Source organism: Mucilaginibacter hurinus, from assembly GCF_003324525.1.
GTDB classification, from domain to species: domain Bacteria; phylum Bacteroidota; class Bacteroidia; order Sphingobacteriales; family Sphingobacteriaceae; genus Mucilaginibacter; species Mucilaginibacter hurinus.
This window is the reverse complement of sequence record NZ_QGDC01000004.1, coordinates 288,089-312,203: the sequence shown is the minus strand read 5'-3', so window position 1 is coordinate 312,203 and position 24,115 is coordinate 288,089. Positions and strand designations below refer to the sequence as shown.

Below are 24,115 nucleotides of genomic sequence, written 5' to 3'. Positions count from 1 at the left end.
AACATTTTAATTTTTTCAAAATTATGAATAAATCTCTGTTTTATGATAGAGTGGTTCATTATGCCTTATTATTAATGAAAATTACCTCGCTTGCGTGCTTTGTTGTATGCCTGATGTGCCTTACGGCCATCGCTGGCAACACCTATGGACAGCAGTTTTTAGAAGCGCCAGTAACGGTTAAGTTTAAAAAAACCAGGCTTGTTGACGCGCTTGATAAAATTGCCGCTGATAAGCACGTGCGGTTTGCTTATACCGATATGGTATTAAAGCAGTCGCTAAGCATTACCTACAACGCTAACAATAAAAGTGTTAAACAGGTATTGAGCGAGGTTTTGGCACCATACAACCTTACTTACAAAGTAATTGGTGATGTAATAGTAATAAGCGAACCAACCTTCGCAACAACAATTCCTGGAAGCCAGGAACAACAAAAACAAGTAAAAGTACAGGGTAAGGTAACTGATGCAGCTAACCTGTCGCTGCCTGGGGTAACCATATCAGTTAAAGGCACTACTATTGCAACCACAACTGACGCCAATGGCGCATTTAGCATTGACGCGCCTGACGATGCCGTACTTGTATTCTCTTTTATAGGTTTTGTAACCAAAGAAGTTCCTGTAAATGGGCAAACTGCTATTAATGTACAACTTATTGAGGATCGTATTACCCTTAACGAAGTAGTTGTGGTAGGGTACGGTACACAAAAACGCTCAAGCGTAGTAGGCGCTATTGACCAGGTAGGCACGGTAGCTTTTGAAGGCAAACCTGCAGTAAACGCCTTACAGGCCTTACAGGGAACCTTACCCAGCCTTATTATCCAGCAGCGCAGCCTTGAACCGGGACAAGCGCCAAACGTTAATATACGTGGTATAGGTACGCTTGGTAACAATACCCCGCTGTTAGTAATTGATGGTATAGTATATGAAGATTTTAATGCCGTAAATAATATCAATCCATCAGACATTGAAACATCAACCGTACTAAAGGATGCCGGCGCTGCAGCTATTTATGGTTCGCGTTCATCAAATGGCGTGTTGCTTATCACCACAAAAAAGGGACAGAAGAACTCTAAGGCTACGGTAAATTATAATGGTTTGATTGGTTCACAGGTCCCGCGGATAACCTACAGGCCTGTACATGCTTTTGAAAATGCCATTTTACGTAATGAGGCTAATGTTAATGCTGCCCTGTCGCCGATTTTTAGTCCGCAGCAAGTGCGTGATTTTCAAACCAGAGGTGACCGGGAGTGGTTTTTAGATGCCATTTTACAAAACGCCATGCAGCAAAATCATAATGTAAGTATTACCGGCGGCAGCGAAAAATCAACTTACCTGGTATCTGCCGGGCTGCTTGATCAGCGAAATAACCTTGTGGGGCCAGGTTTTGGCGCGCGCAGGTATAACTTTCGTGTAAACCTGACTAACGAAATTGGCAGACTGAAGCTAACCAGTATATTGGCGTACAACCGTACAGAACGTAAAGAGCACTCATTTAATACTTCTACGCTTATTGTAGATGCCGGCCGTACGCCCACATACTATGATATAAAGGATGAAAATGGTAATTATCTTACAAATGATGTGCTGGCTCAGTTTAACCCGTTAGGTATACTTGAGCAGGGCGGTTACCGTCAGGCAGATGACGATGGTATTAATGCAAACATCAGCGCAGAACTAAAGATTACTAATGACCTGAAGTTAAGAGGTGTTTTTGGTGGAACTTTAGTAAGCAACCATACGCTGGAACGAGTTAAGGAGGTGAAGTTTTTGCCCATGGGTAATTACGGAGCTGATCGTAATACCAATGATATAAATTACAAAAGCTTATTTTTAAATACACAGTTACTTGCTGAGTACAACAAAACCTTTGCAAAAAAACATAGTATTGGTGTTTTAGTTGGTGTGGCTAACGAGTCGTTTACCGGCAAAGGCAATGAGTTACGATACCGGCTTACCGATCCTGAACTTGGTACACCTATTGGTGAAACGGAAATTGTTCCATCATCAAGGGGAACCCTGCAAAACACCAACGAAACCAGCCTTAATTCGGCTTTCGGTCGTGTAACTTATGATTTCGAAAACAAGTATTATGGTGAATTTAACTTTAGGATAGATGCCTCCTCTAAGTTTAATAAACAAAACCGGAGTGCATTTTTCCCATCCATATCTGCAGGCTATCGTATAAGCCAGGAAGATTTTATGGAAGGTTACCGCGATAAATTTGGCGATCTGAAGATACGTGGTTCATATGGTGTACTGGGTAATCAAAACGTAGGTAATTATCAGTTTCAAAATCGTTTCAGGCGTTTTCCAAATGTTTACGGATTTAACAACCAGCTTGTTGGAGGTGTAGATATTGATTTTGCAAATCCGGATTTACGCTGGGAACGTGCCGCAACGCTTAACCTGGGCGTTGATGCAGGATTCCTGAAAAACATGCTTACACTTTCATTTGATTATTTCAATAAAACAACGCGCGATATTTTGGTTGAACCGGCGGTGCCCGGAACCTTTGGTGCAAGCCTGCCGCTTTACAATGCCGGTGAGGTTAGAAATCAGGGATGGGAGTTTAATGCAAACTACCGCATTAATACAAAAAACTTCCGTCATACTTTCAACTTCAACGTGGGCGATTCAAAAAACAAGGTGTTGAAGTTTGAAGGCGACCAAAGATTGACCAGCTATGATGAAATGCAGATACTGCTAAAAGTAGGTATGCCGCTGGCATCATACGTAGGTTACAAAACCGATGGATATTTCCAAAATCTTGATGATATCAACAACGGGCCAAAACCTACCGGGCTAAACGTAGTACCCGGCGATATACGTTATGTTGATGTAAATAAAGACGGTGTGATAGATGAAAACGATAAGTTTGTACTGGGCAATCCTTTCCCGCGCTTTAACTTCGGCTTTAACTACAATGTATCTTACAAACAGTTTGATTTTGCTTTGTTTGTGCAAGGCGTAGGTAAACGCAGCATGTTTGTACGTGGTGAACTTGTGGAGCCTTTCCACTTTAACTATGGACAAGTGATGTACCAGCATCAGTTAGATTACTGGACGCCGATGAACCCTGATGCGCGCTACCCACGTTTAGCTGCTAACGGAAGTCAATCAAACACCAATAACTTTAGGCGCGGATCTGACATGTATTTATATAACGGTGCATATTTGCGCGTTAAAAATATACAGTTAGGTTATACGTTACCTGCTAAGGTTGCTCAAAAAATAGGTATGCAAAAAGTGCGTGCATACTTCTCAGGTCAAAACCTGTTCACCTTGTCGGGTATTAAATTTATTGATCCTGAAGTTTCTGAGTTTGATAATAACTTGGGTGCTGGCGGTGCCAATAGCGGCCGTAACTATCCTGTGCCGGTTTATTACGGTTTTGGACTAGATATTTCACTTTAATATTTACCACTATGAAATTTTCAAAAATAGCAAAAGTAGCTTATTTCATCATACTGGTAACTATGTTATCAGCATGTAAAAAGCTTGATCTCACACCAACTGATGTATTTACAGACGCAAATTTCTGGACTTCTGTTGATAAGGCGAGCAGTGTTTTAAATCAGGCGTATTCAACTATGTTTAATGCCACCCCGGCATCAAACCCAAATGATAATCCGCCTAACCCACCAAATAATTTTTTCTTTTATAACGAGGCGTTGTCAGACAATGCTTACAATGGCAGGGGAGATAATGCGGGCGCAGCATCAATTGCAGCTGGCACGTATGATCCTGCCTTAGGCCGCCTGCGCGACGAGTGGCGAGTAAATTATACCGGGATAAAAACCTGCCACATATTTTTAGAAAACGTGGACAGGGTACCAGGTATGGACAACACCTTAAAGGAGAGGATGAAGGCTGAAGCGCGTTTTATACGGGCATGGCATTATTTTATGTTAACTACATGGTTTGGTGATGTGCCTTTGTTCACCAAAGATCCAACTGTAGAAGAAACAAAAACAACGTCTCGCACACCAAAAGCCCAGGTAGTCAGCTTTATTTTGAATGAACTTGACGCGTGCGCGGCTACTCTTCCGGTTAACACTGACTATGGCATCCCTGATAAAGGCCGTATATCAAAAGGTGCAGCTATTGCACTTAAGGCAAGGGTATTGTTATATGAAAGCCGATGGGCAGATGTAGTAACCGAGTGCGAAAAACTTATGAGCGGCAACAACGGTACGTATAGTCTGTTCCCTTCATATGAGGGATTGTTCTTGCAGCAGAATGAGTATAATAGCGAGGTGATACTTGACCTACAATATGTGCCGCAACTGCGTGCGCATAGCGAATTCTTTGATATTGCTCCGTTGTCTGTAGGCGCCCGTACAAATGCGCTTTCGCCTACGCAAGAACTTGTAGACAGCTACCTGATGCTGAACGGAAAACGCATCAATGAGTCCGGATCCGGGTATGACGAAAACAATCCGTATGCCAACCGCGATCCGCGTCTTACTTACACAGTGGTTTACGATCAGTACGATTGGAAATTGCCTGATGGCAGTGTAAAGAAAATTTATACCAAGCCCGGTACTGATCCGAATTCAGCTGGACCAGACGAATACAGACCCGGCGGTATAAGCTCACCCACAGGATACTACTTCCGTAAGTATTACGATCCGGCAGCCGGTATTAATTTCATTTCTGGATTGAACCTGATTTTGATACGCTACGCTGATGTGCTACTGATGTACGCTGAAGCAAAGGCCGAGATGGACGAGATGAACGCTTCAGTTTGGAATGAAACAATAAAACCTATCCGTCAGCGTGCCGGCTTTACTAACCCGGCTGCTCTTGATTATAATGCGTCGGCAAACCAGGTTAACGTTGTGCGTAACGAACGCCGTACCGAATTAGCATTAGAGGGCTTACGCATATTTGATATACGCCGCTGGCGCATCGCCGAGGATGTATTGAACGGCTGGGCGCATGGTGCGAAATTTGGTCCCCCCGGAATTGACAATGGTTACATCCGCGCCAACCAGCGCAGCTTTGATGCCAGCAGGGCGTACTTGTGGCCAATACCTCAGGACGAAAGGGCATTGAATCCTAACTTAGGACAAAATCCCGGCTGGTAATTTTTCTTAATTCACTATTAATTATCAAAAACTGATATGAAAAAGATTATTTACTGCACAATGGTTGCAGCCCTCATAACCACAATTTTTACTGGTTGTAAAAAGGATAAAACATTAAAAAACTCTAATGTAACTCCGGTTACCAACTTGTTTTTCCCTGCGGATAATGAACAGGTTAAAATTTTAAACGCCGAAGGCAGCGTTAATTTTGAATGGCAGCAAGCCAAATCAGAGGACAACGGCTTTGTACAATATGAAGTAGCTTTTGACAAGGAAGACGGTGATTTTTCAAAACCTTTATACGTTTTGCCGTCTGATCAAAACGGTCTTCTAAATAAACTTACAATTAGCTACGGTACCTTAAATACTATTGCTGAACTGGCAGGTATTGAGCCACTTGGCAAAGGCAAATTAAAATGGACTGTGATGTCATCAAAGGGCATCAACGTTAAACAAGCCACAATATCGCGCGTTGTTGAAATGGAACGTCCGTCAGGCCTCAGGGCTCCTGCTGTGTTGTACATAACAGGTACTGCTACCGAAGGTGGTGACGACCTGGACCAGGCACAAAGCTTCCGTAAAAATCCCGATGGTAAGTTTGAGATATATACTAAGCTAAAGCCAGGTACTTATCATTTTGTTGACGGTAACAGCGGTACGCCGGCTACTTATTCAGTAGCGGGTACAGTATTACAGCCGGACGGTGAAACTACTGTTGAAAGTGAAAAAGTTTACCGTATAGTGCTTAACTTCCAAACGCAAACCGCTGAGATAACTGAAATAGTATCGGTAGGCTTTTGGTTTTCACCAAACGGTGAAGTACAATTTGAATTACCATATGTTGGAAAAGGCGTTTGGCAGGCCACTAACGAACCAATTGTATTCAAACAAGAGTCGTGGGGTCGTGACGAACGGTATAAATTCCGTTTCACCGTTAAGAAAGCCGGCGGCGAAGAAGAGTTTGAATTTTACGGAAGCCGTAATGGCGACAATGGCCGCCCTGACCCATCTACCCCGCCAATATATTTTGATGTTGTGTTGGTAACTCCTGCACAGTATGATAACAGCTTTAAATTTAACGGCGATGCGGATAACAAAAACGTTGATATAAGGCTTGACTTTGGCGTGAGTACCTACACGCATTCGGTTACAATTAAATAATTAAATGTTTACAAGCGCTGTATGCTAATAACATCAGCATACAGCGCTAAATAATAGTGTTTATGAAAATTATCAATAAACTACTTATTGCCGCAGGCCTGCTGCCGCTGGCGTTATCATCCTGTAAGGACGAAGCGTTCCCGTTATACGGTAACCAAAACCAGCGGCCTCCTGTTAATTATACCTGGGCGGGTACCGCCGATTCGCTGCAAAATAAATTGAATACATCGTTTCTTTCAGGTAACGCCAAATACTATGTGCTAAATGATGCAGGCAACACAACTTTTCATTATTGGCCAAACGCACATGTGTTGGATGTATTGACTGATGCTTACATGCGCACAGATGATGAGGTTTACGCTCAACGCATGAAATCCTTACTTAACGGTATCAAGGAAAGTAACGGCAACACCTTCAGTAATAACTTTTACGATGATATGGAGTGGCTGGCTCTCTCAAGTTTGCGCGCGTACGAGCTTACTGACGACGCAACATATCTGGACGCGGCCAATTTTTTATGGACTGATATAAAAACAGGCATAAACGACAATCAAGGAGGCGGCATTGCATGGCGTAAAACGCAGCTTGATTATAAGAACACCCCGGCAAATGCTCCGGCGATTATTTTTGCCGCACGCCTTAGTCGCGTAAATAATAACGAAGAAGACCTTAATATTGCTATTAGTTTATATAACTGGTTAGCCGGCAAGTTACTTGACTCCGGTACTGGGTTGGCCTGGGATGGCGTAAACTCAAAGGGAGACGGGCAAATTGATAAAAACCTTTATACCTACAACCAAGGCATATTTATGGGTGCTGCGCTTGAATTATACCGTTCTACTAATGATGCCAAATATCTTGACGCGGCGTGGCGTAATGCTGAAGCTACCATGAAAAGCCCCGCATTAAGCCCTGGAGGTATCATGAAGGCTGAAGGCGGCGGCGATGGAGGGTTGTTTAAAGGCGTTTTAGTAAGGTATTTGACTTTGCTGGCACAAGAGGAGGGCCTCCCTGCAATTAACCGGAATGAGATTGTTAAATATTTGAAGTTTAATGCCGAGACGCTATACACCAATGGCATAGCAAGGCCTTCGATGAAGATAAGCCCCGACTGGAGTAAAAAAGAAACAGGTCCGACGGACTTAACAGTGCAATTAAGTGGTATGATGCTTATAGAAGCAGCTGCTCAGTTGAACAAGGCAAACTTATTTTAAGCAATAGCCCCTTAACCGGGGCATTGCATTTTCACAGTAAGCATTTTAACAGAAGATGGAAAGAAGACGATTTTTAGCGAGTACTGCTATGCTTGGTGCAGGCGTATTGGTTAGTAAATACGCGGCGGCATTACCGGCAGAATTTCCGGTGGTACGAGTGGCGGCATCAAAACGTAACTTTACCAGTAAAGCGGTAGAAGCGGCGATTAAGGAATTTAAAACTAAGGTGAAGGATAAGGAATTGGGCTGGCTTTTTGAAAATTGTTTCCCTAATACCCTGGATACAACCGTTACATTTAAACAAAAAAATGGCAGGCCTGATACTTATGTGATTACCGGTGATATAGATGCTATGTGGCTGCGCGACAGCAGTGCACAGGTATGGCCATATTTTTCTTTAATAAAAAAAGACCCCGCGCTGCAGCAATTGATTGCTGGTATAATTAACCGGCAGGCCGAAAATATTTTGCGCGATCCGTATGCTAACGCCTTTTATGACAGTCCTGATAAGGTTGGGGAGTGGAAGGATGATATAACAGATATGAAACCCGGCTTGCACGAGCGTAAATGGGAGATAGATTCGCTTTGTTATCCTATAAGGCTTGCTTACAACTACTGGAAATTAACAGGCGATGTGAAGCCCTTTAATGAAACCTGGAAAACATCCGTACAAACTATATTAAAGACGTTTAAAGAACAGCAGCGCAAGGACGGCGACGGCCCTTATTCGTTTCAGCGAAAAACTGCCTGGGCTACCGATGGTGTGCCGATGAACGGCTTTGGTTACCCGGTGAAACCGGTAGGTTTGATTTGCTCAACCTTCAGACCGAGTGATGATGCCACCGTATACTCTTTTCTGATACCGTCTAATTTCTTTGCGGTAACCAGTTTGAACCAGGCAGCCGAAATGGTTACGCAGATATCCAAAGACAACACCTTAGCTGCCGATTTAACGGCGCTTGCCAGTGAAGTTGACCAGGCGCTAAAACAGCATGCGGTAATTGACCATCCGATGTATGGAAAAATATACGCGTTTGAGGTAAACGGCTTTGGTAGTTACAACCTGATGGATGACGCCAACGTGCCGAGTTTACTATCACTTCCCTATTTAGGTGCAGTAAAGAATACCGATCCTGTGTATGTAAATACCCGTAAAATGTTGTTGTCTGAAAATAACCCGTTCTTTTTTAAGGGCACAGCGGGCGAAGGCATTGGCGGGCCGCACGTGGGTAAAGATATGATATGGCCAATGAGTATCATTATGCGGGCACTCACCAGTAATGACGATCAGGAAATAAAGCAATGTATTCAGTTGCTTAAAACTACGCATGCCGGTACAGGATTTATGCATGAATCGTTTCACAAAAACGACGTTAAGAAATTCACACGTAGCTGGTTCGCATGGACAAACACTTTGTTTGGTGAACTGCTTTGGGAAACTTACTTATCAAAGCCGCAACTACTGCAAAGTTAAGCGCGTAATATAAGCGCGACATCATTTCGAATTCAATAACGGTGGTTATATAACATAACCGCCGTTAAAATACATCTGTCTATTATGAACAAGCCATTTAAAACAGCATTTACTATGCTGCTTGCCACTTTTATGCCTTTTGCGGGCATAAGCCAAAACAAATATGTGAAGTATGTGAACCCATTTATAGGTACAGCGCCATTAAATGATCCAAAGATACTGGGCTACAAATTACCCGAAGGCTGGCGCTCATGGGCCGGGCTTACGTTTCCGGGCAGTTCGTTGCCGAACGCCATGGTGCAATTAAGCCCGATGACTGAATATGGGTCAGGAGCCGGATATGAATATGAAGATGACGTTATTTTAGGGTTTACCCACACCAATAAAGGGCACTGGAACTTGTGCAACATACCCGTTTTGCCCGTTACTGAAAGCGCGGAAAAATATGGATCGAAATTCTCTCATGAAAATGAAAGTGCTGAGCCCGGATATTACCAGGTTTATCTTGATGATTATAAAGTGAATGTGAAACTTACGTCGACATTAAGATGCGGCTTCCATCAGTATGCATTCAGTGATGCAAAAAACAGGAAAGTACTGTTTGACCTGGGTAGGGCCAACAATAAAGTACGCAGATGGAAATTTGAGCAACTTAATGCTTATACGATACAAGGTTACCAAGACGTGGGAGAGCGAATATATTTTTACGCTACCATCAGTAACCAAATTACAAAGGTTGATAAAAAGGACGATGGGTTGCGTTTTGGAAATGTTTTAGTTCACCTGGCTGACGGGAGCAGCAATAAGCCAGTTGAGCTGAAAATAGGCCTGTCTTTTGTAAGTGCCGCCAATGCTAAACAAAATCTTGAGCAGGAAATAGGTGCGCAAAGTTTTAGTCAGATACGTACGAAAGCAAGCAATGTATGGGAAAAGCTCTTGTCGTCAATAGATGTCAGCGGCGGCACGCCTAAACAAACGCAAATGTTTTACTCGTCGCTTTACCGCTCGCTATTGTGGCCGGCATTGCGCAGTGATGTTAACGGCGAGTTTACGGATGCTAAAAAGAATGTAGTAAAAGCTGACTTCAGATATTATACCGAACCATCATTATGGGATACTTATAGAAATAAAGATGTGCTGCTTGGTTTAATATCGCCTGACGTTACTTTGGATGTAATTAAATCCATGAAAGATGTGGGTGAAAAAACCGGGTTTATTCCGACCTTCTTTCACGGCGACCACGGAGCTTCATCTATAGCGGGGGCGTATTTACGTGGGATAGATGGGTTTGATATAAAAGCTACTTACAAGCTTTTATTGCGGAACGCTAATATTCCAGGTGCCCGGCCCCATATTGAAGAGTATATAAAAAAAGGCTATATATCTGATCCGGATAATGCCAACCCTGAGGTAGAAACTAAGGCAAAGGCGGGTGTATCTAAAACGCTGGAATACGCGTATGATGATTACTCGCTGGCGCAGATAGCGAAAAAGCTGGGAGATACGGCTAATTACCGCACACTGATGGCGCGGTCAAAAAACTATAAAAACATGTTTGATCCATCAACCGGCTTCATGCGCGGCCGGCTTGAAAATGGCGACTGGATAAAAAATTTCGATCCGCAACAACCTTATTATGAATATATGTACCGGGAGGCAAACGCCTGGCAAATGTCGTTTTTTGCGCCGCATGATATGCCCGGCCTGATTGAGTTGCACGGTGGCCCTGTGAAGTTTGAAAAGAAGCTCGATTCATTGTTCACAGTGCCATGGAATCCTAATCATATTGCCCGCAACGTTGAAACCATGATAGGTCAATATAGTCATGGTAATCAACCTGATCATGAGGCGCCTTTCTCTTATATCTTTATAAACAAGCCCGAAAAGTCTCAGAAGGTAATTGACTATATCTTAAACAACCTTTATGGCATAGGTGATGACGGCTTGGCCCTGTGCGGTATGGACGACGCCGGTGAAATGTCGTCATGGTATGTACTCAGTTCGTTAGGTCTGTACACCTTTTCAGCTACCGATCCGGAGTACATTGTAACTGTACCCTTGTTTAAAACTGTTAGATGGAAAACCAGTGCCGGAAAATTGCTGACTATAACGCATACCGGCGAGGGAAGAAAACTGGCTGCCATTAAGGTAAATGGCAAACCTGTTAGCGGATACTTTATACCGCATGACCTTTTTAAAACAGGCGGAAATATAGATGTATTTACAGTAAAGTAAGCCAGGTTTTTTTAGGCGCGCACTCCATAACTAAAATTTCGATGAAAACAGTCAACCCTATAAAGTATATGATATTCACGTCGGCGGTGTTACTGCTGATGGCGTGCGGGGCACAGCGCAGGAGCGTGCTGACGTATGTCGACCCGAACATCGGCACGGCGCACAGCCGCTGGTTTTTTTACACACCTGCGGCCATCCCTTACGGCATGGCCAAGCTGGCGCCGTCCACCAACGGCAGCTACGGTAATGCGCAAGGCTGGGAAGCAGTAGGTTACGATACACGGCACAATTCGATAGAAGGCTTTGTGCATTTTCACGAGTGGCAGGTAGGGGGAGTAAGCGTAATGCCCGCCACGGGCGAGCTGAAGGTAAAACCGGGCAAGCTGGAAGACCCGGACGGCGGTTACCGTTCGCGGTTTGACCGGAAGAACGAAACAGCCGAACCCGGGTATTACAAAGTATTGCTGGATGATTACGGCGTAACGGCCGAGCTGACGGCCACCAAGCACGTGGGCTTCCACCGCTACACCTTCCCGCAGCACGACAAGTCAAGGATACTGTTCGACATCGGCAACGTACAGGGCGAAAGCGGCGAAGTACGCGATGCCGGTATAAAAATGATTGATGACACCCACTTTGAAGGCTTTGTGATCACCTACCCGAAATACGTACAAAAGTACGACGAAGGCGGCATAGTAGCGATGTACATTTATGGGCAGGTAAGTAAAAAGCCCGGTGCGGTAGGCAGCTTCAACGCGCAGGGCATCCGGCACAACACCACCTCGGCCGGCGGCAAAGGCGCGGGCCTGTTCCTGGAATATAAAACCGGGGATAAAGAAGCCATAGAGCTCAAGGTAGGCCTATCCTACACCTCGGTAGCCAATGCCAGGATAAACTACCAGGCAGAAGCCGCGTCACTCACGTTTGACCAGGCCAGGCAGCAGGCCCGGGAAACCTGGGAAAAAGAGCTGGGCAAGCTGTATGTAGAAGGCACCAACGATAAAGACAAAGTAAAATTCTATACCGGTTTGTACCACGCGCTGCTTGGCCGCGGCAGCGCCAGCGACGTCAACGGCTCGTTCCCCCGGTTCGGCGGCGCAGTAGGCGTACTGCCCAAAGACCGGAAAGGGAACTTCAGCTATAACTTTAACAATACCGACGCCATCTGGGGCGGTTTCTGGAACATCACCCAGTTATGGACGCTGGCCTACCCCGGGCAGTACAATGACTTTGTACACACCCAGCTGGAGATATACAAAGACCGGGGCTGGTTTGGCGATGGCATAGCCAACAGCAACTTCGTATCAGGGGTAGGCACCAACTTTGTAGGGCTGGCCATAGCCGCGGCCTATAATGCCGGCATCCGCGATTATGACACCGCGCTGGCCTACAAAGCCGTAAAGGCCAACGAACTGGAGTGGGCAGGGCGCAAGGTAGGGTCAGGTAAAATGGATACCAAAGCCTTTGTAGACCATGGGTATTCACCCTACCTGGAAGCCGATGTAACCGACTCGACAGGGTCGCACTTTTCAGCCTCGCACACCATGGAGTACAGCTTCAGCGCCTTTGCCGCGGCGCAGATGGCAAAAGCCATGGGCAAGCAGCAGGACTATGCGCAGCTGATAAACTATGCCGATGGCTGGAAGAACCTGTTTGAACCCACCAAAAAGCTGATCCATCCCAAAAAGGCCGATGGCACCTTTATAGACCGTTTCGACCCCTACGAAGCGTGGCGCGGTTTCCAGGAAGGCAATGCCATCCAGTACACCTTTTACGTACCGCATAACCCTAAAGCCCTGATAGAGGCGATCGGCAAAGATGAGTTCAACACCCGGCTTGACGGGATATTCGCCACGGCGCAAAAAAGCGGCTTTGGCGGCGGCAAGACCATCGACGCGTTTGCGGGCATCAAATCATTGTATAACCATGGCAACCAGCCCAACCTGCACATCAGCTGGCTGTTCAACTTCTCGGGCAAGCCGTGGCTGACACAAAAGTGGACCCGCGCCATATGCGACGAGTTTTACGGCACAGAAAGCATACACGGCTATGGGTACGGGCAGGACGAAGACCAGGGTCAGCTGGGCTCATGGTATGTGATGGCCTCATTGGGTTTGTTTGATGTAAAAGGCTTTACCGATGCCAGGCCGATCATACAGCTGGGCAGCCCGCTGTTTGATAAGGCGACAGTAAAGTTAGGCAACGGCAAAGCGCTGACGATAGAAACCAAAGACAATTCGGCCCAGAACATCTATGTACAATCGGCGGAGTTTAACGGCAAACCGCTTAACAATTGCTGGCTGTACCTTGATGAGCTGATGGAGGGCGGCAAGCTCAGGCTGGTAATGGGCAATAAACCTAAAATTGACTGGGGGGTTAAAACACCGCCACCGTCGGTTCAGTAAAAACACCATTAAAATATGATGATGACGATATCTGTAATTGTTGCACTGGTATTAGCATACCCGCTAATAGCGGTGCACTTTTTGCCCCGCGAAAGAGGTCAATAACAAGTTTAACCTCGCGCGCGGTGTAATAACCGTACGGCTTTTTAATTACCGGTTACTGATAAGAAGCGCACGCCAAAACAAATTATTAAGTTAGAAAACTGTCCGTTTGGGTAAGTACGCCACCGGGCAGTTTTATGCTATCTGAGCGTTGTTATTTTTCAGGTATCTTTTGAATATAAGCTGCTTTTCAACCCGAATTAGCTTTTTATATTACATTGAATAATAAGTATATTGGTCGCCTAAAATACTTTATACTTAACCTGTTCACATAAGCCTTCATGAAGAGAATCTTACTCATCCTGCTCACTTCAATTTTTATCGGTAAATCATTTGGCCAGGCGCCGGTCATAACATCTTTCAGCCCAACAAGCGGTAATATTGGTGCGGTAGTAACCATTGCCGGTAGCAACTTCAATCCATCCGGTACGGATAACGCTGTTTTGTTTGGTGGCGTTAAAGCCGAGGTTTTGACGGCTTCGGCCACCCAGCTAACTGTGAAGGTGCCGGCAGGGGCGGTTTACAATCCAATATCAGTAGTTAATATTACAAACAAGCTTTCCGGGTATTCATCGGCATCGTTTTCTGTTACATCGGCGGTCCCGGTACCTATAGGGCAAAACGTAGACTTTGACCCTGAAGTGTATTTGCATTTTAACGGATATGGATATTATAACTATGGAAGAACAGCGGTAGCCGATTTTGATGGAGATGGAAAGTCTGATGTGCTCGTGTCCGGTGGTGATGAATATGGATTAGCAATTTACCATAGAAAGGCGGCGGGTGTTTCAAAAGAATCATTTACTAAAATAAGTTTTTTTAAGGACCATTACCTGGTGAGTGTTACTGACATCAACGGCGATGGAAGGCCAGATATAATTACCAGCAACCGTAACAGCAAAATCGCTGTGCTAATAAATTCATCCATACCAGGCACTATTAACTCTGCTTCATTCACCAGCATTGTACTAAATATACCTGCGTCTATAATATTTCATGTGGCGGATGTTGATGTAGATGGCAGACCGGATTTTGTAACTTCCAATGGGCAGAACACTATATCGATATGGCGTAATAAATCTGTAATGGGTAATATTTTACCGGGTTCATTTGATGATAAAGTAGATGTTCAAATTAATAAAAATACCGAGGGCCAAAATATGCTTGTAAGTATAAGCGACCTTAATAGCGATGGTAAGCCGGATATTGTGGTTAGCAATTATAACCGAAAGACAACTTTTTACCGTAACGTCTCATCTCAAGGATTAATTAACACAAGTTCATTTACTCCCGCTGTCGAACTTATGCCCACTTATTTCCCAAGCTCACAAACACTTGCAGATATAAACGGGGATGGGAAGCCGGAGTTACTAACCACTTACTACCGGGACGGTACCTATAAATTTTCTATTTTTCAAAATACTTCCGTAGACGCTAATGCTATAAGTTTTGGCCCAAACATAGGTTACTCTGATGGGGCCGGCGTTACTTCAATTGCTGCAAAAGATATGGATGGGGACGGCAAACCCGAATTGATTTGCGAATCGTTAGTCACCGTTAATGAGAAAAGGCAGATATATATACTTCGCAATGAAGTTGTCGGCGGCACGATCACTACAAGTTCATTTTTGAAAAGGCAAACCAATTATATTAATCCGTCCAGTGTAGGTATTTCTTTTTGTGACATTGACGGCGATGGTTATACCGATATGGTCACCGGACAAAAAAGTATAGCAATAAATCGCAATAATCCAATGGCGTTGCCTATCATAAAAAGTTTAACGCCCTATTCAACCAATAGCATCGGTTTAAAGTTGGGGATAGATGGCGAGAATTTTAGTGCCGAGCGTGCCAATAACGAGGTTCGCTTTGGCACGATAAAAGCCCCTGTAGTCACGTCCACGCGAAAAAACATCACAGTAACTATACCGTCAGGTGCCTCTTACGAGTATATAACTGTGCTTAATAAGGATAAGAATCTTACTGTAAGCAGTGCAGCGCCGTTTGCGCCTAAGTATGCATCAAACTATGAGATTAACGAGTTTGACTTTGTTGAAAATTTCAATTTACCATCAGGTAACACGCCGGTGGCCACGGCTATTGGCGATTTAAACGGTGATAATAAGCCGGATTTGGTGGTTGTTAATAAAAACGATAACAATGTTTACGCATATACTAATGTAACAGTAAAACCAGGATTAACAGAGGCTTCGTTTAGTACAGTAATGAAATATGCAACCGGAGACGGCCCGGTCAGTGTAGTTATAAAAGACATTAATAATGATGGCAAGCCTGAAATTATTACGGTTAACGGGACTGCTAACACCGTATCTGTGCTGCATAATTTATCTCCGGGCAGCGGTGCATTTGCCACATCTTTTTCACCCAAGGTAGACTTTGCCACCGGCTTAAACCCCGTCAAGCTTATACCAGTGGATGTTACAGTTGACGGCAAGCCGGATTTAGCCGTTGTTAACAGCGGCGACAATACCTTTTCGATACTGCGTAATACCTCAAACATAGTTAATATAACTGCGACATCATTTGCTGACAAGGCAGATTTTGCAAGCGGCAAATCACCATCATCAATTATAGCTTCTGATGTTAACCATGATGGTAAGGTCGACGTTATTGTGACCAATTCGGGTGATAACACTTTTTCGGTTCATTTAAACAATGTAGCGCAAGGCACCGATATTAAACCATCTTTTATAGAAAAATTTGTTGCTGATGCCGGGCTAAACCCGTCCGATATAGCCGTGGGCGCTTATGCCGGCGGGCAGAGTCCGTATTATGTCGTCACAAACAAGGGCAACAATACGGTAACGGTATTTGATATGAGTGTTGTAAATAACGTTATTCAGGTTGAAAACAAGCTGGAATATGTGACGGGTAATGCGCCGGTTGAAGTTAAACTGGGGGATATTGATGGAGATGGAACGTTGGATATAGCCACACTAAACGCTACGGCCAAAACCATATCTGTATTTAAAGGAAAGCCAGGGTATTTGAGTTTGAGTTACCCGTCGAGAATTGATTTGCCATTAAGCGCAACCGCTGGTTTAAATGTTTGCGACCTGGATAACGATTATAAGCCGGATATGATCGTAATTAAAAATATGAACGAAAACGCGATAACGGTAGTACGCAATAATCGTATTCAGCAACCGGTGTTTATATCATCCTTTTCACCTCAGGCGGCTATTGCAGGTACCGAAATTACAATAAATGGAGAAGGCTTTAATGATGTTAAGGATTACAACGCCGTTTATTTTGGTACAGTAAAAGCCGAAGTGATACAAAGCAGCAAAAGCAAACTTATTGTTAAAGTACCCTTAGGGGCCGCGCATGGACCCATATCTGTAAGTAATACGACTAAAAACCGCGTGAGCGTTAGTAACCAGCCGTTTTCGCCAACTTTTATAAACCGTGGCAATATAACTCCTTTGGAGTTTGAAAAAAAGTTTGAACTAATGCAGGTAGGCTATGGGGTAGCTACCAACGTTGGCGACTTTAACGGTGATGGCAAGATAGACATAGTAGCGGATAGCCATTTTTTTAGAAACGTAGCAGAAAAAGGAAATCTCTGCATCGCATCATTTGTAAAAAAAGGTATTGCTATAAACTCTTCGAATATGGCAATGGATATCAACGGCGACGGAATGCTGGATTTGGTACAGTTAAGCAACGGTAATTTAACGTATAACCTAAACACTTCAACGCCTGGAGCTGAAGTGCCCAGTTTTACAGAAATGAAATCTTCGGTACGTGCGCTGAAATTGGTTGATATTGACAATGATGGCAAGATAGATGCAGTTTCAATAAACGATAAGAACGAGATTGTTGTCAGCAGAAATGTTTCTGCATCAGCAACAGAAGTGGAGTTTTCAAATCCAATTGTTGTGGCTACAGTTGGCCAGCTTGCAGTACTTGATGTAACAGATATTGACGGCGATAACAAAACTGATATTGTTGTTGCCTACACAAACAGCGGCACAATAACAGTTTTCAGGAACATAAGCGAAGTTGGCAGTGTGCCGGCATTGGCATCTAAAATTAGTTTTGACACGCGCTTGCCGGGTACACGCGCCATCTATTTCAATGATTTGGACAATGACGGGAAAAGTGAATTAATTGTTATGCACAGTGGCAGTAAAAAATTTACTGTATTTCGTAACATATACGGTAGTAGCACAGCCGGCTATTTTTTACCCGGAGTTAGTTTTAATCTGGATAACACTTCACCTTATGAGTATGTATCAACGCTTCATTTTAATGACATGAATGGCGATGGTAAAACTGATATTATATCTTCAGTATATGCATATTATGGAACATCGCTGGATACCATACGCGGAATTACTATCTACAAAAATAACATCACAGGCAACATAATCAACATAAACTCATTTGCTAAACAGACTAAATTGAATGCGGGCTTGCTTAAAAATGATTTGAAAATTGCCGATTTTGATGCGGATGGACGTCCTGATATATTGTTGGGAGATAGCCGGGGCTTGGGAGTGATTCAGAATAACCCGTTTATGGCGCCTGTTATAAAAAATGTATCACCAAAGGCAGGTAATGTAGGTGCTGATGTTATAATTACAGGAAAAGGTTTCAGTTCTGCAGCCTCAAAAAATATAGTAAGATTTGGCGCTGTAAAGGCTGAGGTAACCGGTGTTACTGATACTACCTTGCGAGTTGTAGTACCCATCGGAGGCACCTTTGAGCCTATTACTGTATTGAATGCCGAAAAAGGTCGGGTAGCAAGCTCATCTTCTGAATTTATTTCAGGCGTACTGACCGACTGGTTTTTAGATAAAAACTCGTTTAGCACCAAAATAACCGCCCCCACTGGTAACCAACCGGGCGGATCAGCGATAAGTGACTTGGATGGCGACGGCAAACCCGATATTGTTGTTGTTAACAGGGCAAGTAATACAGTTTCGATATTTCAAAACACGTATAAAGGTGGTACCCGTACCGATTTAAAAACCGGTATAAACCCATCTGGTGTTGGTGTAGCTGATTTGGATAACGACGGTAAGCCGGATATTGTAGTAGCTAACGAGGGTAGCAATACTATATCTGTATTCAGGAATACATCAACAGGGCCAGCTATAACGTCATCTTCTTTTGCCGCAAAAATAGATTTTACAACCGGGGAAAAGCCTGTTGCCTTAGTGTTAGCTGATATTGATAGGGATGGCAAAATTGATATATTATCAGCCAACGCAGGTGCGGCCGGGTTTTCAGTAATTCATAATGCTATTGACGAACCCGGAAGCATATCAGCCAATTCATTCAAACCTAAGGTAGATTTTTTTACCGGAGGGAACCCGGCTACAATAGCCGTCGCAGATATAGACGGCGATAACGCGCCCGACGTAATAACGGGTAATTCCAATTCAAACAATCTATCTATTTTACGCAATAAGGCCCTTAAAGGTGCAATAAACGATAAAACATTTGCCTCAAGGGTGGATTTTAACAGCAGCGGCAGCATAGTGCACATTGCAACCGCAGATATTAACGGCGATGGAAAACCGGACATACTGGCTGCAACCAAAGCTCAAAATACTTTTAGTTATTACCAATCAAACGCCGTAAAAGACACCGTAACCAGTTATACATTTAACGGATACAATATTTACAATTTAAAAGCGCAGCCAAGTTGTATAGGTGTATCAGATTTTAATGGTGACGGTAAGCCCGATGTTATCGTGATGAATTCTACTAATGATTCGTTATCAGTTTACAATAATTATAACAATTACATAAGTGCTCCTGCCATCTATTTTGCGGGTAAAAGCCCTGTCTCCGCAGTGTTTGGCGACGTTACCGGCGACGGCAAGCCCGACATAGTAAGCGTAAGTGGTGAAAGTAACTCGGTTTCAGTGTTAGAAAACGGCCTGGTTAACTCTGCGCCGGTGATAACAGCTGTCGCCCCGTCATCCGGTGCACCGGGAACGGTAGTAACAATCAGTGGGAAAAATTTTGACGAAATTCTTCAGAATAATGTGGTTTATTTTGGCGCAACCAGGGCAACGGTACTTAGTGGTTTTCCTGGCTTACTTAAGGTGAGTGTTCCGGACGGCGCAACTTATCAGCCTATTAGTATTACAAATAAATACAAGGGTTTATCAGCGTATGCATCCACTGCTTTTAATACCACGTACCTCTCAAAAGCACCATTGGTTGATTCAAAGTTTGATATAGCAACGGGCCGGAACCCGGTAGGAGTAGTGTTTAGCGACGTGAACAGCGATGGAAAGCCGGACATACTTGTAAGCAGTGGTGCCGAAAACAGTATTTATATTTACCAGAATAACATTACAGGTAAAGGTGCATTTAAGTCCGGTTCGTTTGGGCCGCCTGTTAAAGTAAACACAGGTACAGCACCGGCATCAATGGCACTTGCAGACTTTGATGGTAATGGCGTAACAGATATGGTTGTAGCCAATTATAACAATAGCAGTATATCTGTTTACACCCGCGCCACCGAGGGTAGCTTATTTTCTGGCAGGGTAGATTATACCGTTGGTAAAAATCCGTCATCAGTTGTTGTAACCGATTTAAATAGTGATGGTAAACCTGATATTGTTGTTTCGAATTCAGGGAGTTCCAGCCTTACGGTGTTGCGTAATATTGTCAGTAAAGGCAAGCTAAGTTTTGTAACAGCAACTGTGCAAACAGGTACCAATCCCTCTTCTGTAGCTGTGGCTGATATAAATGCAGATGGTAAGCCAGACATTCTCAGCGCTAACTTCGCGGGCAATTCTGTATCTGTTATACAAAACCGTACAGCCGCCGCATCGCAGGTGCTTAGTTTTGCAGGTAAGATTGATCTGCCCGCAGGCAAAAACCCGCAGTCGATAGCGGTAGGCGATGTTAATGGCGATGGGAAACCGGATATTGTTACGGCTAACAAGGGCTCGGGTAACGTCTCGGTGATTACAAATAAGCACGCATCAGGCAATATAACCTCTGGGGCGTTTAATACAAAAAGGGATTTTGCTACATCAGGATCCCCCATATTTGTCACCCTCAATGATTTTAGCGGCGATGGTAAGGTTGATGTATTGGTTGCCAACAGCGCCTCACAAAATATCTCGGTGTTGATCAATACAGTTTCAGGCGAAAGCGTTACCTTCAAAAAAAGCGATATACCTGTTGGCAACGGTCCACAGTCATTAATGGCCGGCGACCTTGATGATGATGGCAAACCTGATGTGGCGGTCGCTAATTTTGGCAGCAATACTATATCACTTATACACAACGCGGCCACTATGCATCCTGCTCCGGTTATCAGTTCATTTACTCCGCAATCAGGCGCCGTCGACGAACTGATTACGATAAACGGCAGCAACTTTAATACGCAGGCTGATAAAAATCAAATAGTTTTCGGTGCCGTAAGTGTTATACCACAATCAGCTACAACCAGCAAACTAACGGTGAAAGTTCCGTCAGGGGCTACACAGCAGCTGTTCGGGGTACTGGATCTATCTACCGGTCTTGCCGGCAAATCGACGGCTCCTTTTATCATAAAACATAAGGGTAAAAGCATTTTGTCGCAGATAGATTTCAAGCGGGTGGTTTATACTTCACAGTGGAATAACTACAGCGATAGCAAGGTTGCCGATTTAGACGGAGACGGCAAATCTGATATAATAGCTATTGATTACAGCAATATCCACATACAGCGTAATACAACAACAGATTCTGCCGGAATAAACTTCGTGCAAACTTATTTCCAGGCAGGATCTTACGGACTCCGTTCAATAATGATTGAAGACATGGATGGAGATGGTAAACCCGATTTGTTGTTTTTGAGTAATAATGGTACCCAACTTTCGGTAATGCGCAATATTGCTGATTCGGGTGGCATTACGCAATATTCGTTTGATCCGCGCGTAGATTTCCAGCTTCCGGGCGAAGCTACCGAACTAAGTATTGGCGATGTAGATGCCGATGGTAAGCCCGATGTTGGTATAAGTTACAGGGTAAATTACAGCAACGAGATTTTTAGCGTATACCGTAATATCTCAGTACCGGGTTCATTTCATACAGGCTCACTTGAAAAAGGTGTCGAAACTATAACCGGGAGTACTAATATGAGATTAGTAGGTGATATGGATACAGATAAGAAGCCTGACGTAATCGGCTTTAATCCGGATTATGCAAACAGGGGCGTCATGATGTATAAAAATGCCATGGATAAACAAATCACATCTAACGGTTTTGAGTTATCTGCTCAACAAGCGATGACTAATCCGAACAGATTTGCGCTCGCAGATATAGACGGGGACGGCAGGAATGACCTGGTTACGCTGACCGGTAATAATACGCTTTCGGTATTCCGCAATAACAATACCGGTACTGCAAACTTAAATTATGATGCCGCGGTTCAAATACCACTTACCATGAGTTGGTCAGGTATCTCATTCGGAGATATAAACGGGGATGCAAAGACGGATATCATACTTTCCGGCTATTATAACTCCGGAGTGGGTTTTATACTTAATGTAAATACGGCGGGCGCGGTGCAATCAAATAAGTTTTTACCTATGGTTCATTATACCAACGTCGTTTCAAGCGGCGTTGGTGTTAGTGTAGCTGATCTAGATAATGACGGTAAACCTGATATAGTTACGGATGCAGGGTCTATTTTAAGAAATGACCCGGATTTTGACTTGCCCGCTATAACATTTGTGACCCCGTTATCAGGCAAAGCCGGTACAACTGTAACAATTTCCGGCACTAACTTTAACACAACTCCGTCTGCTAACATTGTATATTTTGGTAGTGTGCCGGCCAAGGTTTTAAGCTCAACTTCTAATTTGTTAACCGTTAAAGCTCCGCCGGGGGCAACATACCGCCCCGTTAGCGTACAAAACTTAAGTAAAGGTTTAGCCGCTTACTACCAAAGATATTTTAACCTTACGTTTGATTCAGACCAGTTAAACTTTAAGCCGCGCGCTACCGTTGCCACAAGCGGCAAGCCCTATGCTATGTGCATATTTGATGCAGATGTTGATAGTAAGCCTGATATGATCGTAGCCAGCCCGGGTGCTAATAAAATTCTTGTTTTTCATAACAAGGCCGTTTCAGGTGAAATTGCAGCATCGTCATTTTCAAAAGCAATAGAGATAACTGCCGCAGGCGGACCTGTGGCAATAGCAGCCGGCGACCTTGATGGTGACGGTAAGCCTGAGTTGGTAGTAGCAAACAGTACCGATAAAACTATTGGTGTGTACGGTAACAGTAGTTCACCAGGTAGTATTGATAATACTTCGTTCAGCCATAAATTTAATATTCCACTGCTGAATAGCCCGCTGGATATAAAACTTGCTGATTTTGACGGAGACGGGAAGCTTGATATATATTTCAATGATCAATCAAACGGCTATTATGCTTCCTCTGTTTATCTTAATAGGTTTACCGGGGCCTTGGCAGCTAATTCATTTATAAGGAGTAGTATTTCGACCTATGGATCACGTCAGGCTAACTGGATTGCTGATCTGAATGTTGACGGTAAACCGGATTTTGTAACAATTGACAATTCGGGGCGGCTATATGTAATACAGAATAATTTTGTTAACGGCGCATATTATAATCAGGCTAACGGCAACGCTTTTAATGCCGGAGTTGAACCGCAAAGTATATCTGCCGGTGATCTTGACGGTGATGGCAAACCTGAGTTGATCGTTGCCAATAAAGGCAGTAATACGGTATCTGTGTTACGCAATACGGTTTATAGCAACAATATTAATTATGAGGCTTTTGCTGCCAAAGTTGACATAAGTACATTAGCTAACCCGAAACAAGTGAGCGTTGGCGATGTTAACGGTGATGGTAAACCGGATATTGTAGTGACGTTTTTTGGGACAAGCAAAATAATGGTGTACTATAACGCAGCGACAAGAGGCAACATCACCTCAGGTTCATTTACACAGAAAAAGGAATTGGATGGAGGTAATGATGCCGACAACATTAACATAGGTGACATTGATGGCGACGGACGTGCCGATCTGGCGGTTACTAATTTAGAAAGCCACACTATATCTATAATTCAGAACCTGAATACGGGCAACTTAACCCCGTCATCAGTTACGCCTGAACAGCCTGTAAGCGAACTGGCTAAAGAATTGACAATTTATCCAAATCCTGCAACGGCTTATTCAAATGTGCAGTATAATCTGCCTTCACAGTCAGACGTTGAGGTGGAAGTATTTGATAAAAACGGTAAGCAAGTTCGTGCTTATCAAGTCAAGTCACAAGGGGCGGGTATCAACCGCGTTAAAATAAATACTGATGGGCTTGCAACCGGTATATATTTAATAAACGTTAAAGCCCTGGATTTCAACAAAACAGGTAAATTGATTATACAATAACCTGCTGCAATTTAACATAAATGGTTGCCTGAGCTTAT

At 43.8% G+C, this 24,115-nt stretch carries 8 protein-coding genes; all 8 read left to right on the top strand.

The annotated features are described in order from the left end of the window. Positions 1-74: 74 nt before the first annotated feature. The 8 genes from DJ568_RS08945 to DJ568_RS08910 all read left to right on the top strand — a co-directional run bounded on the left by DJ568_RS08945 (position 75) and on the right by DJ568_RS08910 (position 24,077). The gene (locus DJ568_RS08945; RefSeq protein ID WP_158534900.1) at positions 75-3,413 is read left to right on the top strand and encodes a TonB-dependent receptor; all 3,339 of its coding nucleotides are present in this window, start codon (positions 75-77) and stop codon (positions 3,411-3,413) included. Positions 3,414-3,424: 11 nt separating this feature from the next. Beyond that, positions 3,425-5,089: a RagB/SusD family nutrient uptake outer membrane protein gene (locus DJ568_RS08940; protein ID WP_114004920.1), complete on the top strand. Its 1,665-nt coding sequence runs from the start codon at positions 3,425-3,427 to the stop codon at positions 5,087-5,089. A gap of 36 nt (positions 5,090-5,125) precedes the next feature. Beyond that, on the top strand, positions 5,126-6,250 hold the full coding sequence (locus DJ568_RS08935; RefSeq protein ID WP_114004919.1) for a SusE domain-containing protein: 1,125 nt from the start codon (positions 5,126-5,128) through the stop codon (positions 6,248-6,250). Between the two features lie 62 nt (positions 6,251-6,312). Continuing rightward, positions 6,313-7,464 (top strand): glycoside hydrolase family 76 protein, encoded by a 1,152-nt coding sequence (locus DJ568_RS08930; protein ID WP_114004918.1) that lies wholly within the window; start codon positions 6,313-6,315, stop codon positions 7,462-7,464. Between the two features lie 55 nt (positions 7,465-7,519). Continuing rightward, complete coding sequence (locus tag DJ568_RS08925) at positions 7,520-8,938, top strand: glycoside hydrolase family 125 protein (protein ID WP_114004917.1); 1,419 nt, start codon at positions 7,520-7,522, stop codon at positions 8,936-8,938. A gap of 84 nt (positions 8,939-9,022) precedes the next feature. Further along, positions 9,023-11,173 (top strand): GH92 family glycosyl hydrolase, encoded by a 2,151-nt coding sequence (locus DJ568_RS08920; RefSeq protein WP_114004916.1) that lies wholly within the window; start codon positions 9,023-9,025, stop codon positions 11,171-11,173. A gap of 41 nt (positions 11,174-11,214) precedes the next feature. After that, on the top strand, positions 11,215-13,578 hold the full coding sequence (locus DJ568_RS08915; RefSeq protein WP_233496660.1) for a GH92 family glycosyl hydrolase: 2,364 nt from the start codon (positions 11,215-11,217) through the stop codon (positions 13,576-13,578). Positions 13,579-13,961: 383 nt separating this feature from the next. Further along, positions 13,962-24,077, top strand: coding sequence for an FG-GAP-like repeat-containing protein (locus DJ568_RS08910; protein WP_114004915.1), 10,116 nt, complete (start codon positions 13,962-13,964; stop codon positions 24,075-24,077). Positions 24,078-24,115 lie beyond the last annotated feature (38 nt).